The organism is Allobosea sp., from assembly GCF_017308015.1.
In the GTDB taxonomy this organism is placed as follows: domain Bacteria; phylum Pseudomonadota; class Alphaproteobacteria; order Rhizobiales; family Beijerinckiaceae; genus Allobosea.
This window is the reverse complement of record NZ_JAFKFW010000005.1, coordinates 36,683-50,049: the sequence shown is the minus strand read 5'-3', so window position 1 is coordinate 50,049 and position 13,367 is coordinate 36,683. Positions and strand designations below refer to the sequence as shown.

Annotated in this window: 12 protein-coding genes; 10 read left to right on the top strand and 2 right to left on the bottom strand. The window is 67.4% G+C overall.

Features of this window, described 5'->3' with window-relative positions:
- Positions 1 to 7: 7 nt before the first annotated feature.
- The 9 genes from J0I42_RS05820 (at position 8) to J0I42_RS05780 (ending at position 10,969) form a co-directional block, all read left to right on the top strand.
- Positions 8 to 979 (top strand): ABC transporter ATP-binding protein, encoded by a 972-nt coding sequence (locus tag J0I42_RS05820; RefSeq protein ID WP_291653693.1) that lies wholly within the window; start codon positions 8 to 10, stop codon positions 977 to 979.
- Entirely contained in the window at positions 976 to 1,980 is a 1,005-nt protein-coding gene (locus J0I42_RS05815; RefSeq protein ID WP_291653691.1) for a dipeptide ABC transporter ATP-binding protein, read from the top strand. Before J0I42_RS05820 ends, J0I42_RS05815 begins: the two co-directional genes overlap by 4 nt.
- A 336-nt stretch (positions 1,981 to 2,316) precedes the next feature.
- The gene (locus J0I42_RS05810) at positions 2,317 to 3,153 is read left to right on the top strand and encodes a MurR/RpiR family transcriptional regulator (RefSeq protein ID WP_291653690.1); all 837 of its coding nucleotides are present in this window, start codon (positions 2,317 to 2,319) and stop codon (positions 3,151 to 3,153) included.
- A 42-nt stretch (positions 3,154 to 3,195) separates the two neighbouring features.
- Positions 3,196 to 4,308 carry an ABC transporter substrate-binding protein gene (locus J0I42_RS05805; RefSeq protein WP_465247648.1) on the top strand — a complete coding sequence of 371 codons (1,113 nt, stop codon included), beginning with the start codon at positions 3,196 to 3,198 and terminating at the stop codon, positions 4,306 to 4,308.
- Positions 4,309 to 4,370: 62 nt separating this feature from the next.
- Positions 4,371 to 6,110: an ABC transporter permease gene (locus J0I42_RS05800; protein ID WP_291653686.1), complete on the top strand. Its 1,740-nt coding sequence runs from the start codon at positions 4,371 to 4,373 to the stop codon at positions 6,108 to 6,110.
- Entirely contained in the window at positions 6,110 to 7,213 is a 1,104-nt protein-coding gene (locus tag J0I42_RS05795; RefSeq protein ID WP_291653683.1) for an ABC transporter ATP-binding protein, read from the top strand. Before J0I42_RS05800 ends, J0I42_RS05795 begins: the two co-directional genes overlap by 1 nt.
- Complete coding sequence (locus tag J0I42_RS05790) at positions 7,210 to 7,815, top strand: histidine phosphatase family protein (RefSeq protein ID WP_291653681.1); 606 nt, start codon at positions 7,210 to 7,212, stop codon at positions 7,813 to 7,815. Before J0I42_RS05795 ends, J0I42_RS05790 begins: the two co-directional genes overlap by 4 nt.
- 105 nt (positions 7,816 to 7,920) lie before the next feature.
- Complete coding sequence (locus J0I42_RS05785) at positions 7,921 to 8,895, top strand: carbohydrate kinase family protein (RefSeq protein WP_291653679.1); 975 nt, start codon at positions 7,921 to 7,923, stop codon at positions 8,893 to 8,895.
- Between the two features lie 181 nt (positions 8,896 to 9,076).
- Positions 9,077 to 10,969, top strand: a complete 1,893-nt coding sequence (locus J0I42_RS05780) for a caspase family protein (RefSeq protein WP_291653677.1) — start codon at positions 9,077 to 9,079, stop codon at positions 10,967 to 10,969.
- Between the two features lies 1 nt (position 10,970).
- On the opposite strand, the gene J0I42_RS05775 is transcribed toward J0I42_RS05780, so the two are convergent.
- Both J0I42_RS05775 and J0I42_RS05770 read right to left on the bottom strand, forming a co-directional pair.
- Positions 10,971 to 11,438, bottom strand: a complete 468-nt coding sequence (locus J0I42_RS05775) for a hypothetical protein (RefSeq protein WP_291653675.1) — start codon at positions 11,436 to 11,438, stop codon at positions 10,971 to 10,973.
- 78 nt (positions 11,439 to 11,516) lie between these two features.
- Positions 11,517 to 11,753 (bottom strand): helix-turn-helix domain-containing protein, encoded by a 237-nt coding sequence (locus J0I42_RS05770; RefSeq protein ID WP_291653673.1) that lies wholly within the window; start codon positions 11,751 to 11,753, stop codon positions 11,517 to 11,519.
- Between the two features lie 396 nt (positions 11,754 to 12,149).
- Between J0I42_RS05770 and J0I42_RS05765 the strand changes: the two genes are divergently transcribed.
- On the top strand, positions 12,150 to 13,349 hold the full coding sequence (locus J0I42_RS05765) for a tetratricopeptide repeat protein (RefSeq protein WP_291653671.1): 1,200 nt from the start codon (positions 12,150 to 12,152) through the stop codon (positions 13,347 to 13,349).
- Positions 13,350 to 13,367 lie beyond the last annotated feature (18 nt).

Genomic DNA, 13,367 nt, shown 5'->3' with positions numbered 1-13,367 from the left:
AGACGCGATGCCCCTGCTCGAAATCCGCAATCTCACCGTCGAATTCCCCACGGATGACGGTACGTTCCGGGCGGTCGACGGGCTCGACCTCGATCTCGACCGGGGCGAGGTGCTGGGCATCGTCGGCGAATCCGGCTCCGGCAAGAGCGTGACCATGCTCGCGCTGATGGGCCTCCTGCCCTGGCCGGCGAGGGTGCGGGCCGACCGGATGTCCTTCGACGGCATCGATCTGCGGAACCTGCGCGCCTCGCGGCGCCAGCGGATCATGGGCAAGGACATCGCCATGGTCTTTCAGGAGCCGATGACATCGCTGAACCCGTGCTTCAGCGTCGGCTTCCAACTGGTCGAGGCCTTGAAGACCCATGAGGGCGGGGCGCGTATCGCCCTGCGCCGACGGGCGGTCGAGCTTCTGGAGAAGGTCGGCGTCCCTGACCCGGAGCGCCGTATCCACGCGTTCCCGCATCAGTTGTCGGGCGGGATGTGCCAGCGGGTGATGATCGCGATGGCGATCGCCTGCCGGCCGCGCCTCCTGATCGCCGACGAGCCGACGACCGCGCTCGACGTCACCATCCAGGCCGAAATCCTCGGCCTGCTCGCCGAGCTCCAGCGCGAGCAGGGGATGGCGATGGTGCTGATCACCCATGACATGGGTGTGGTGGCCGAGGCGGTCGACCGCGTCATGGTGATGTATGCCAGCCAGCCATTCGAATTGCAGACGACGCGCGCGCTCTTCGAGTGCCCGCGCCATCCCTATACCGCGGCGCTCCTGGAGGCGCTGCCCGAGCGCAATCGCGGCAAGCGGCGCCTGAGCGTCATCCCCGGCACCGTTCCCGGCCTCGCCGATAGGCCGAGCGGCTGCATCTTCTCGCCACGCTGCCAGTTCGTCGATGCGCGCTGCCGCGACGTGCCGCCGTCGCTGGTCGGGCTGAATGCCGGCCAGGTCCGGTGCCATCATCCCCTCAGCGAGCAGCCGCGATGACGATGACGGAAGCTCCCGAGGTCGTGCTCGAAGCGCGCGAATTGCAGCGCGATTACCTCGTGTCGTCCGGCTTCCTGTCGAAGCCCCGCACGCTGCGGGCGGTCAACGGCGTCAGCTTCTCGCTGGAGGCCGGGCGCACGCTCGCGGTGGTCGGCGAATCCGGCTGCGGGAAATCGACGCTGGCGCGCCTGGTCACGATGATCGAACGGCCGACGGCAGGTCAGTTGCATATCGGCGGAGTCGAGGTCGGGGCGGCGGCGCCGGAAGAGCTGCGGACCATGCGCCCCTCGGTTCAACTGATCTTCCAGGACCCTTTCGGCTCGCTCAATCCGCGCAAGCGCATCGGCGATATCCTGGACGAACCGCTGGCCGTGAATACCGGGCTCGACCGGGATGCCCGGCATGACGCGGTCATCGCCATGCTGGAGCGTGTCGGGCTTCGGCCCGAACATGCCGTGCGCTACCCGCATATGTTCTCAGGCGGCCAACGCCAGCGCGTCGCGATCGCCCGCGCGCTCATCCTCAACCCGAAGATCGTCGTCGCCGATGAACCGGTCTCCGCGCTCGACGTTTCCGTCCGCGCCCAGGTCCTCAACCTGATGATGGACCTGCAGGAGGAGCTGTCGCCCTCCTACCTGTTCATCTCGCATGATCTCGGCGTCGTCCGTCACATCGCCGACCGCGTGATGGTCATGTATCTCGGCGCCGTGGTCGAGCATTGCGAGAAGGAGCGCTTCTTCGCCCGCCCGCTGCATCCCTATTCGCAGGCTCTGCTTGCCGCGACGCCGTCCATCGATGGTGCCGCGCGCTCGCGGCATGTGAAGATCGCCGGCGAATTGCCGTCCCCGTTCGACCGTTTCGAGGGCTGCGCCTTCGCGCGCCGCTGCCCCGCCGCGACAGGCCGATGCCGGAGCGAGCGGCCGGCGCTCAGGACCGTCGATGAAAGGCTGGTGGCCTGCCATCATGCCGACAGCCCGTCTCCTTCGCTTCGCCCGGCCTAACCGGGAAGCTGCGCCAAGGTCGATGCCGCAGGAGCTTGATGCTGCATCCGACGAGAGCGAGGCCCCCGGGCAAGGTTGACAGTTCGGCCGGTGGATTTCGATCGAAACACAGGCGAATGCCGGTGCGCCGAGCTGCCATTGCATCGCCATGCGTGGTCGAATCGGACGCAGAGCCGGCAGTGTTTCCCATTGGAACATGTCGCTCAACGGGCCGTGAAGTCGCTCCGGCAAGCCACTGCAAGGAATTTTGCAATCGCTTTCGGATCTACAATTCCAGTTGACGGCAGGAGAAATTGTGAACTAGCTTAATCCTGCAAAAAATATTGCGGGAAGGCCATGAGCATCATCGAGCGGATCAAGTCGCATTCCGCGAAGCTGACCGACGCCGATCGCAGGCTCGTCACGACCTTGCTCGAGAACAGGGCGGAGGCGGCCTATCTGAACGGGATGCAACTCGCCGAACGGGCGCAGGTCCATGAGGCGACGGCGACACGGCTGGCGCAGAAGCTCGGCTACAAGGGCTATCCGGAGCTGCGCAACCAGCTCCAGCGCGAGGTTCTCGAAGGACAGGACGCGGCCAACCGCATGCGCCGCTCGGTGGCCAAGGTCGAGGGCGGGCATTTCCTCGCCGACCTGATCGGTGCCGAGATCGCTGCGCTCAACGAGCTCAGCCATTGCATCTCGCAGGCCGATATCGACCAGGCGGCGGACATGATCTTCGCGGCCGGGCGCGTCTTCATCTTCGCCCAGGGCCATGCACGCTCGGTCGCGAGTTTCCTGCAGCGGCGGCTGGATCGCTTCGGCATGACGGCGATCGCCCTGTCCGGGCGCGGGCGCGACATCGCGGAGCGCGTGGTCAGCCTGAAGCCCGGCGATGTCGTCCTGACGCTGGCGTTCCGCAAGCAGCCCGCGAGCTACGAGCCATTGATGCGGCATGCCGCGCAGGCGGGAGCCGCGACGCTCCTGATCTCCGACCTCGCCGGACCGATGATGCAGCCGGAGGCGCAGCTCCTGCTGGCGGCGCCGCGCGGGCGCTCCGGCAGCGAATTCCAGACGCCGACCATTCCCTTCGCGATCGTCAACGCCATCCTGATGACGATCGCGGGGCGACACCAGGATCCGATCATGAGCCGGCTGGAGAAGCTCGCGGACCTGTTCGCCGAATTCGAATGACATAACGATAAGCGGGAGGGACGGATGCAGATCCTATCGAAACTGGCGCGGTCTCTGCTGTTGCCGGCGATGCTGCTGGCGGCAGGCGGAACGGCGGCCCAGAATCTCGACACGATGACGCGCGAGCAGCTCGTTGCCCAGGCGATTAAGGAAGGCAGCGTGACGATCTTCTCGCTGTCGAGCCGGATCGCCCGCATCGAGAAAGCCTTCGAAAGCGCGTATCCCGGCATCGACCTGATCGGCCTCGACATGAGCTCGGTCAAGCAGATCGCGCGGCTGGAAGCTGAGCAGCAGGCGGGCGTGAATGCCGTGGACGTGCTGTATCTGGCGGATACTCCGGTGGTCTACGACAAGCTGCTCAAGGCCGGCCGGGTCCAGAACTATGTGCCGCCGCGTGTCGCGGGCGAGATCGACGCCGCGCATAAGGCGCCGCTGCTCGTGCACCGGCTCTCGACCAAGGTCCTGATGTATAACGAGGCCGCGCATCCCAACGGCTCGCCGGTCACCAATCTCTGGCAGCTCACCACCCCGCAATGGCGCGGCAAGGTGCTGATGGTCGACCCGGCGCAGCGCGGTGAACTGCTCGACCTGATGACCGAGATCGCCCTGCATCCGGACGAGATGGCGGCGGCCTACAAGGCCCAGTTCGGCAAGGACATCGCGATCGACAAGGATCTGAAGGGCGCCGGCGAGCAGTTCATCCGCGCCCTGTTCAAGAACGACCTGATCCTGGTCGCCAACAGCGACCTCGTGAACAAGGCGGTCGGCGACAAGACCAGCAAGAACCCGCCCGTCGGCTTCAGCACCTATTCCGACCGGCGCGACAACAAGAAGGAAGGCTGGGCGCTGCAGGTGGCGAATAATGTCGAGCCGGCCAACGGCATCCTGTTCCCGGCCGTGCTGACGATCGCGAGCAAGGCGCCGCATCCGGCCGCCGCCCGCCTGCTGATCGACTTCATGTTCGGGGACAATTCGTCGACCGGCGGCGCTGCCTTCGAGCCGTTCAACGTTCCCGGCGACTACGCCACGCGCAAGACGATCGCGGATGATCCGGACTCGGTCCCGCTCGACAAGCTGAAGGCCTGGCGCATCGACCCGGCGCGGACGGCCGCGGCAAGGAAGCGCATCAACGACCTCATCATCTCGCTCCAGTAACGCCGATGCCGCGAGCCGGCTCTCTCACAGGAGAGGCCGGTCTCGCTCCGGGAAACGCTGTCATGACCTCACTCGCGCTTGTATCCGGGCGCGCGCCGCTGCTGCGCGCCAACCGTGTCCTGCCGCTCTTTCTTTCCGTGGTAATTGCGCTTCTGGTCGCGGCGCCACTGGTCAAGATCCTGCTGGCGACGCTGACACCGGACGGGCTCCAGGCCTGGACGACCGTGCTCGCCAGCCCGCTCTCGGCCAATCTCTGGTGGCGCCCGCTCTCGACGACGATGCTGCTCGGTCTCGGCGTGGCGGCCGGCTGCCTGCTGCTCGGTGGCTTCCTCGCATGGCTTGTGACGCTGACCGACCTGCCGGGACGCGGCCTCGTAGCGACGCTCTCGACGCTGCCGTTCATGATTCCGAGCTTCGCTGGTGCGCTGGCCTGGGGCACCCTGTTCCGCAACGAGCGGCTCGGCGGCTCGCCCGGCGTGTTCCAGGCGAATGGCTTCGACGTGCCGGACTGGCTGGCCTGGGGGCTGGCACCGACCATGATCGTCCTGATCGCGCATTACTTCTCGCTCGCCTACACGATCATCGCCGCCGCGCTCAGCTCGGTCGGTGCCGACCTGATCGAAGCAGGGCAGATGGCTGGCGCACGGCGGGGACGCATCTTCTTCGGCATCGTCCTACCGGTCGTTACGCCGGCCCTGGTCGCTGCGGCCTCGCTGACCTTCGCGGGGGCGGTGGCGAATTTCGCCGCGCCGGCCCTGCTCGGCCTGCCGGTCCGAATGCAGACGCTCTCGACCCGGCTGTTCGGTATGATCGAGACTGGCGAGACCGAGCGCGGCTTCGTGCTGGCGCTGCTGCTGATCGCGGTCTCGGCGGCGCTGCTGTTCTGCAGCGACCGGCTCGTCGCCGGCCGCAAGGCTTTCACCACCGTCACCGGCAAGGGCGGGCGCATCAAGCGCTTTCCGCTCGGAGCCTGGCGCTGGCCGCTCTTCGCGGTCGCGCTCATCATCGGGCTCGCGACCTCGGTGCTGCCGGTGCTGGTATTGGCAGCGTCGAGCCTCGCGCCGCAGGGCGGGGTGCTGTTCTCCAACTGGACGCTGCATTTCTGGATCGGGGAAGGTGGCGGCGCCCTCGCCCAGGGGCAGGCCGGCCTCTTCCGCAACCCGATGATCGTCGAGGCCTTGTGGAACACGCTCAAGCTCGGACTGACGGTGGCGCTCACGACCATGCTGCTCGGGCTGGCGCTGGCCTATACGATCGTCCGCAACAAGGGGACGTGGCTCGCGACCGTGCTCAGCCAGCTCGCGTTCCTGCCGCTGCTGGTCCCCAGCATCGCCTTCGCCGCGGCCTATATCGCGCTGTTCGGCGCGCCGATCGGGCCGCTGCCGTCGCTCTACGGCACCTTCGCGCTGCTGGTGCTGGCGGCAACCGCGCATAACCTGCCCTATGCGGTGCAGTCGGGCCGTTCGGTCCTCGGCCAGATCTCCAACGATATCGAGGAGAGCGCCCGCCTGACCGGTGCGGGGCTGCTCACCCGTCTCGTCTTCATCATCTTCCCGCTGACGATCCGGGGCCTGCTCGCCGGCGCGATCCTGGTCTTCGTCAAGATGGTCAGGGACCTGTCGCTCGTCGTGCTGCTGTTCACCGCGACCTCCCCGGTGCTCAGCATGGTCGCCTATCGCTATGCGTCCGAGGGCTTCATGCAGTTCGCCAACGCGATCACGCTGGTGATCCTGGTGATCTGCCTGGCGGCTTCGCTGGCGGCGCATCTCATCCAGACCCGCGTGCAGAAGTGGAAGCAGTGATGGCGCCCGCATCGATCGGCCCGGCGCAGGACGCCATCCGCATCAGCCAGCTCGTGAAGCGCTTCGGCGACGTCGCCGCCGTCAAGGACGTGAACATCTCGGTGCCGCGAGGCGCCTTCCTGGTACTGGTCGGCCCGTCCGGCTGCGGCAAGTCCACGCTGCTCCGGATGCTCGCCGGGCTGGAAGCGCCGAGCGCGGGCGAGATCGCTTTCGTCGGCCGCACGGTGTCGAGCGGGACAGGCGGCGTCATCGCCGATGCCGGCGCGCGCGATGCGGGACTGGTCTTCCAGTCCTATGCGCTGTGGCCGCATATGACGGTCGCCGGCAATATCGCCTGGCCGCTCAAGGTTGCGCGCTGGTCCAAGGCCGACCGCAACGCCCGCGTCGACGAGGTCCTGTCCCTGCTCGGGATATCGGCGCTGCGCGATCGCTACCCGGCCGAGATCTCGGGCGGCCAGCAGCAGCGCGTCGCGATCGCACGGACCATCGCGCCGAAGCCGAGCATCCTGCTGTTCGACGAGCCCTTGTCGAATCTCGACGCCAAGCTGCGCATCGAGATGCGCAGCGAATTGATGCGCATCCACCGGGCGACGGGCGCGACATCGGTCTATGTCACGCATGATCAGGTCGAGGCCATGACGATGGCCAGCCATGTCGCCGTCCTCAACCATGGCCGGGTCGAGCAGTTCGGCGCGCCGATCGACCTGCTGCGCCGGCCGACGACGACCTTCGTCGCGTCCTTCCTCGGCACGCCGCCAGCCAATCTGCTGCCGGTCACCCGCGTGCAGGACCGGTTCGCTTTCGCGGATGTGGCGCTGGCTCCGGCCGCGTTCGCTGCGGGGCACGAGCGAGTGCAACTGCTCTACCGGGCGCAGGACGTCGCCGTCGGACGGGTCGATGACGGGCACCAGCTCGTCGGGCGCTTCGCCGAGGCCGCCCCGATCGCCGGCCAGTCGATGGTCACGGTCATGGTCGGAGACCTGCGCCTCACCGGCATGGCCGAGGGGTTCTTCACCGCGACACCGGGCGACGAGGTCGGTCTGTCGTTCTCCAGCACACCCGATGCCGCCTTCACGATGGACGGCGAAAGGATCGATCCATGAGACTTATCCTGATGCGCCATGGCGAGACGCTGTGGAACGTCGAGCAGCGGCTGCAGGGGCACGACAATTCCGAGCTCTCCGAGCGCGGTATCCGGCAGGCGCGCGAGTTCGTGCCCTATGTCAGGGCGCTGCTGCCAGCGCATGTCGTCTCCTCCGATCTCGGCCGCACCCGCCAGACGGTCGGCCTGATCGGCTACCCGGATGCGCCGTCCGACGCCCGCCTGCGCGAACTCGACATGGGCGAATGGACGGGGCGCCGGAAGCGCGACCTGATCGCCGAGCAGCCGGAGCGCTATCACGCCTGGCGGGCCGGCACGTTCACGCCGGACAAAGGCGAAAGCTGGGGCGATTTTCGCGCCCGGGTCGCGGCCGGAATCCGGGACTGGCTGCATAAGGCGCAGGGCGACCTGCTCGCGGTCGTCCATGGCGGCGTCATCCGCGCGGCTTGTCATGAGTTCGTCGGCCTGCCGCCGTCCCGGGTCATTCCCGTGACACCGGGGACCGCGACGATCCTGAACTTCGCCTCCGCCGACGCGCCGGCAGCCCAGCTCGAAGGCTACAATATCGGATCGGTCGCGCCGGACGTCTCCGTCGCGGATTGAGCAATTGCCCGCACCGCTCCGCCAGTTCGGGTTGGAGCGGCCCCGTTCGTCCGATAGCCTCGCGAAACATGCTCGCGTGAGGGCGAACAGCTAAGGTCGGTCATCATGATCCTGGTCTGCGGCGAAGCGTTGGTCGATCTGTTCGCCGAGACCAGCACAGGCGGAGAGATGCCCGCGCGGATCGTGGCCGGCGGCTCGCCCTACAATGTTGCGATCGGCCTTGCGCGGCTCGGCATCGAGTCGGCCTTCCTCGGCGGCATCTCGCGCGACGGCTTCGGCACCCTGCTCGCCGAACTTCTGGCGCGCGAAGGCGTGGACGATCGCTATCTCGTCCGGACGGAGCGGCTCAGCACGATCTCGGTCGTGACGACCGACAGGGATGGTCATCCCGGTTACGCTTTCCACGGCGAGGGTGCGGCTGATCGCTCGCTCACCGCAGCCGATCTGCCGGCCGTCCTGCCGGACGCAATCCGGGCGCTGACCTTTGGCTCCTATACGATGGCGGTGGAGCCGGTCGGCTCGGCCTTCGCGGCGCTGGCCGAGCGGGAGCGAGGACGGCGCGTCATCAGCATCGATCCCAATCTGCGCCCGACCGCGATCGGCGACATGGCAGTCTGGCATCGGGCGGCCGAACGCTTCTATCGCGCCGCGACCATCATCAAGGCCAGCGAAGAGGATATCCGGATCGCCTGGGACGGGCGGCGCTCCCCTGCGGAAGCCGCTTTCCATTGGCTGGATCTGGGAGCCCGTCTCGTCGTCGTCACGCTGGGCGAGCAGGGTGCGACCGGCTTTTCCGCGGCCGGCCAGGTTTCCGTGCCGGGCCACAGGGTCGAGGTGAAGGACACGGTCGGAGCCGGTGATACGTTCCACGCCGCGCTCCTCGCACGGCTTGCCCTCACCGGTCGACTCAGCCCGGAGGCGATCGCGGGGCTCGATCGCGAGGCTCTCGCCGATCTGCTCGCCTATGCCGCAGCGGCGGCGGCGATCACGGTGACGCGCCGGGGCGCCGATCTGCCGACGGCGGTGGAGGTCGAGGCTGCCGCGAGGAGCCCCAGAGCCGCCCGATCGGCCGGCGCATGAGCGGGAAGGCGTCGTCGTGTCGAAACTGACCACGAGCGGCAATGGCTCGAGATCGTGAGGCCCGGGCCGGCCGATCCGGGAAAGGAGATCCTGGTATTTCCCGTTGGATGAGACGCGCATTCTATCCAGGGCTCACGCTCCCCGGTAGCATGCTTCCCGAGCGTCAATCTGGAGATCCGCCTTGCCTCATCTTCGTTTCGCGCCCGCCGCATTGGCGTTGACGCTGGCGCTGCCCTGCGCGGCGTGGCCGCAGACGCCTGCCGATCTGGCGTCCTGCGCAGACGATCGCGTCAAGACAGCGATGCTGCAGCCCGCTCAGCTGGCGGCGGCGGAGGCCGCCTGCAGCCGCGTGCTCGCCGGCAGTACGCCGACGGTGGAGCAGCAGAAGGCTTCGTTCTACCGTGGGCTGATGCGCTTCCTGCAAGTCGTGCAAAAGGGCATGGCGTCGACAGGGAAGGCGGACGGTTCGGTGGCTTATGCGCCGCCTACCCTGGCGCAGGTCCGGTCGGCGCTCGTTGATGTCGAGACTGCGATCGGGCTGGACGGGCCGATGAAGGGCGATGCGTTGACGCTGCGGGCTACGATCAATCAGACGATCGGACGCAGCGCCGAAGCGCGGGCGGATGTCGCGGAGGCGATGCAGGCCGCTCCGCAGGATGCAACGCCTTTCGTGCAGCGGGCGCTGGAACATGAGCGCAACGGCGACGTGAATGCCGCCATGATCGATCTCGACCGGGCGCTCGAACTCGATCCGAAAGCCGGAACGGCCCTGTCGGCACGCGGCGACCTGCTGCGACGTTTGGGTTATCTGCGGCGAGCGCGGACCGATCTGGACGGTGCGGCGGCATTGGGGCCGCCATTCCGGCGGCTGGCGCTGATGCGCAAGTCGGAGCTCGAATTGCGCGCGGGCGACTTGCGCGCCGCCTATGACGATCTCATCGCGGCGTCGCGCGAGACCGGAGACATGCCCAAGGCGGATGCCGCGCTGGCGAGCTCCGATCTCTTCGTTCAGGCGGGCGCGCTCGCGCTCGACAAGCTCAAGGACCCCGAGACGGCGGACAAGCTCTACCGCGAGGCGGAGAAGCTCGCGCCGAAGAACTGGGCGGTGGCGCTCGGTCTGGCGCGGGTCGCCGAGGTCAAGGGCGAGAAGGCGAAGGCCGAGGCGATCTACAAGCGTATCCTGGCCGGAACGCGGTCCACGCCGAAGCTGCTGGAGCGCCTCCTCGCTTCGTGGCGGCTGAAGCAGCTCTCGCAGCCGGCCTTCCGCGGCACGGGGCCGTTCCGCAGCGGCTTCGATTCCGGCGTCGCCCCGGCCAAGGCTTCACCGGACGGGCTGAAGCGCATCGCCTTCGTAATCGGCTCCAGCGACTATACCGAGTTGTCGAGCCTGCCGAATGCACGGCGCGATGCGGCCGTCATGGCGAATGCGCTCGCCGATATGGGGTTCGATGCGATCGAGATTGCGGAGAATGTCGCGAAGGCCGATCTGCGCCGGATTCCTGCCGTCGTCGCCGAGCAGGCTGCGCAGGCCGATGTCGTGCTGGTGTTCTATGCCGGGCACGGGGTCGAGACCGGCGGGGTCAACTATCTCGTGCCCACCGATGCGACGCTCGACAGCGACAAGGCGCTGCAAAGCGACGCGCTCGCGCTCCGCGATCTGACGGCTGCTGCGGCCAGGGCCCGGCGCGGCGCGCTCGTCATCGTGGATGCCTGCCGGGACGATCCCTTCGCAGAGGCGCAGGCCGTGGCGGCGTCGCGCGGGACGGGCGGGCGGCCGCTCGCCGCGCTGCCGGAGCGCATCCATGGCGGGCTGGCGGCCGTGCCGCAGCCCGCGCCCAACAATGTCGTTTTGCACTCGACGCAGCCCGGCAAGACTGCCTCCGACGGCGACGGTCTCGACAGTCCCTTCGTGCGTGCCTTGCTGGAGACGCTCTCGTCGCCGGGTAAGGCGCTGGATGCGGTCGTGCAGGAAACAACGGCCCTCGTCTCCGAGAAGACCGAGGGGCGTCAGGTGCCGGCAGCCTACGGCGCGGCGCCGGCCGTGGCGCTGTTGCCGAAGAAGGCCGCTCGCTAGCTCATTTGGCTTCGGCGACCGTCAGCGTCATCTGGCTACGCCCGGTCCGGCCTTCCTTGTCGGTCGCCTCGATGACGATCACATGCTTGCCGGGCGGCACGATCACGGCCGGCGCCTCGATGCCGCCTGCCGTTACGAAAGGCTTCAGGCGCGCGGTCAGGTCGATCTCGGGCTGACGCCGATAGGTGACGCGCACGCTCTCGGGATCGATCGCGACACTGTTACGCGGCTTGAACCTCACCGCCAGCCGGAACGTCCCGCTGACCCCGATCGGGGGCGGCGCGACCGCATCGATGCCGGGGCCGCGCGTCAGGTTGCGCTCCTGCGCCGCACCCGGATCGACGGAGGGCAGGCGCGCCTCCTCGGGCGTGATCAGGCGGACAGGCTCGGCAGGCAGCGCCAGAGACCCGCTCAGGACGAGGGCCAGGGCGGAAAGGGCGATCGTACGGTATCCCGAAATGCGGCTCATCGGTTTCCCTTCGGGGCTGGTGGCGTTCGGGGTGCGATGATCTCCGGGGTTCTGCCGCTGCGTCAATCGATGTTTGCGCTACGGTCCTGGCTCCTTCGTGCGTGACGGGAAATAACGTTGGGCGGCGTCGATTGCCTCCTCCATTTTCAGGATCCGGAGGCCGATCCGGACCAAAAGCATCTGCTCTGCATCGCTGAAATCCATGCCGGTTTCCGCCTGGATGTCGCCGAGCCTGTCGAGAACCGTCTTCCGGTGGACATCCAGGCGGCACGAGATCTCCAGCGTATCGCCGCTGCAGGCGACACAGATTGGCAAGGTCTTCCTTCCCCTAGGTCAGGCGGGCCTGCTTCAAGACCGACTGCTTCTGCGCGCCATCGCGGGAGGAGTGAAAGGCGATAATTCGCTCGCGAATTCGGGTAGGAAGGTTCACTTTTATCCGAATTCGATGAAAATGGCGGCTCGGTGCCCCTCGAGAGAAGATCGTTCGGATGCCGGGGCCTGCCACCGGAGCGCGCCTTCGAGAAAGAGCGATGGATCGATTGTCTATCTGGCGAGAGCACGATCCGGGGTGTTCAAGCATCGCCTCGCCCCGTGAGAGGAAGGCCGCGTGATGCGGAGGGGGATCGGCCGTGCCAGTACAGTAAAGACCGCCGCCCGAGCACTCCGCAGCGCCGGACCGGGCGTTGCACCGCCAGTCGACAGGAAGCCCCGATGAACGCCCCGCTCGCCCGCCCGCCCCTGATTGCTGCCGCCGAAAACGGGGACATGGTTGCCGTCGGGCGCCTCCTCGCCGAGGGCGCCAAGGTCGATGCCAAGGACGCAGCCGGCCGGACGGCGCTATTGGTGGCGACCCAGAAGAACAACCTGCCTGTGGTGCAGCGCCTGATCGCGGCAGGCGGTGACGTCAACGCCCGCGACATCACCATGCTCTCGCCCTATCTCTGTGCCGGGGCGAACGGCTTCAACGAAATCCTGAAGCTGGCTCTCGCCTCGGGCGCCGATCCGAACAGTGTCAACCGCTTCGGCGGTACGCCGCTTCTGCCATCGAGCGAGAAGGGTTTTCTGCGTACCGTTCGGGTCTGCCTGGCGGCAGGCATTCCGGTGGACCGCACCAATGATCTCGGCTGGTCGGCGCTGCTCGAAGCCGTCATCCTGGGCGACGGCGGAAGGCTCTATGGCGATGTCGTCGAGGCGCTTGTCGAAGCGGGCGCCGATCAGCATCTCAGGGATCACGATGGCAGGTCCGCGCTGGAGCATGCACAGGCGCGTGGCCAGCACCGCGTGCTGGCGATCTTCCGCGGCGAGGGGGCCGCGGGCGGCCCGGGCGCAGCCGTGATCCGGCAGGCGAAGCAGGCCGAGAAGGCAGAGCGCTACGAGGAGGCGCTGGCCACTGTCGAAACCGCGCTGGCGCGATACCCCGGCGATGCCGACCTCAGCTATTACAAGGGCTATTATCTCCACGAACTCGGGCGCCACGAAGGGGCGATCGACGCTTTCGAGGCGATGCTGGCCGCGAGCCCTGACGCCATCGAGTTCCATTTCTACGTCGCCTACGCCTATCGGGCGATGAGGCAGCCGGAAGCCGCACTGGCGGCTTTCGATGCGGGCGTCGCAAAGCAGCCGGCGGCACAGTTCCTGCGCTATCACAAGTCAAACTATCTGCGCGAACTCGGCCGCCATGAGGCCGCCGTCGCGGTGATGGATGAATTGCTAGCGCGTGATCCCGGCCGCTACGACTTCGCCTTCCACAAGGGCAACAGTCTGCGTTCGCTCGGCCGGCATGAGGAGGCGATTGCGGCGATCGAGGTCGCGATCGCATCCGATCCCGGAAACCCGCTCTACCGCCAGCACAAGGCGCAGTCGCTCAGACTGCTCGGCCGCGAGGCGGAAGCCGAACTCATCAATTCATAGGAACCGCGCGAAAACGGC

Bases quoted from the DNA above. Each gene is read 5' to 3' on its own strand.
- J0I42_RS05820 (WP_291653693.1), top strand. From the start codon at position 8: ATGCCCCTGCTCGAAATCCGCAATCTCACCGTCGAATTCCCCACGGAT.
- J0I42_RS05815 (WP_291653691.1), top strand. From the start codon at position 976: ATGACGATGACGGAAGCTCCCGAGGTCGTGCTCGAAGCGCGCGAATTG.
- J0I42_RS05810 (WP_291653690.1), top strand. From the start codon at position 2,317: ATGAGCATCATCGAGCGGATCAAGTCGCATTCCGCGAAGCTGACCGAC.
- J0I42_RS05800 (WP_291653686.1), top strand. From the start codon at position 4,371: ATGACCTCACTCGCGCTTGTATCCGGGCGCGCGCCGCTGCTGCGCGCC.
- J0I42_RS05795 (WP_291653683.1), top strand. From the start codon at position 6,110: ATGGCGCCCGCATCGATCGGCCCGGCGCAGGACGCCATCCGCATCAGC.
- J0I42_RS05790 (WP_291653681.1), top strand. From the start codon at position 7,210: ATGAGACTTATCCTGATGCGCCATGGCGAGACGCTGTGGAACGTCGAG.
- J0I42_RS05785 (WP_291653679.1), top strand. From the start codon at position 7,921: ATGATCCTGGTCTGCGGCGAAGCGTTGGTCGATCTGTTCGCCGAGACC.
- J0I42_RS05775 (WP_291653675.1), bottom strand. From the start codon at position 11,438: ATGAGCCGCATTTCGGGATACCGTACGATCGCCCTTTCCGCCCTGGCC.
- J0I42_RS05765 (WP_291653671.1), top strand. From the start codon at position 12,150: ATGAACGCCCCGCTCGCCCGCCCGCCCCTGATTGCTGCCGCCGAAAAC.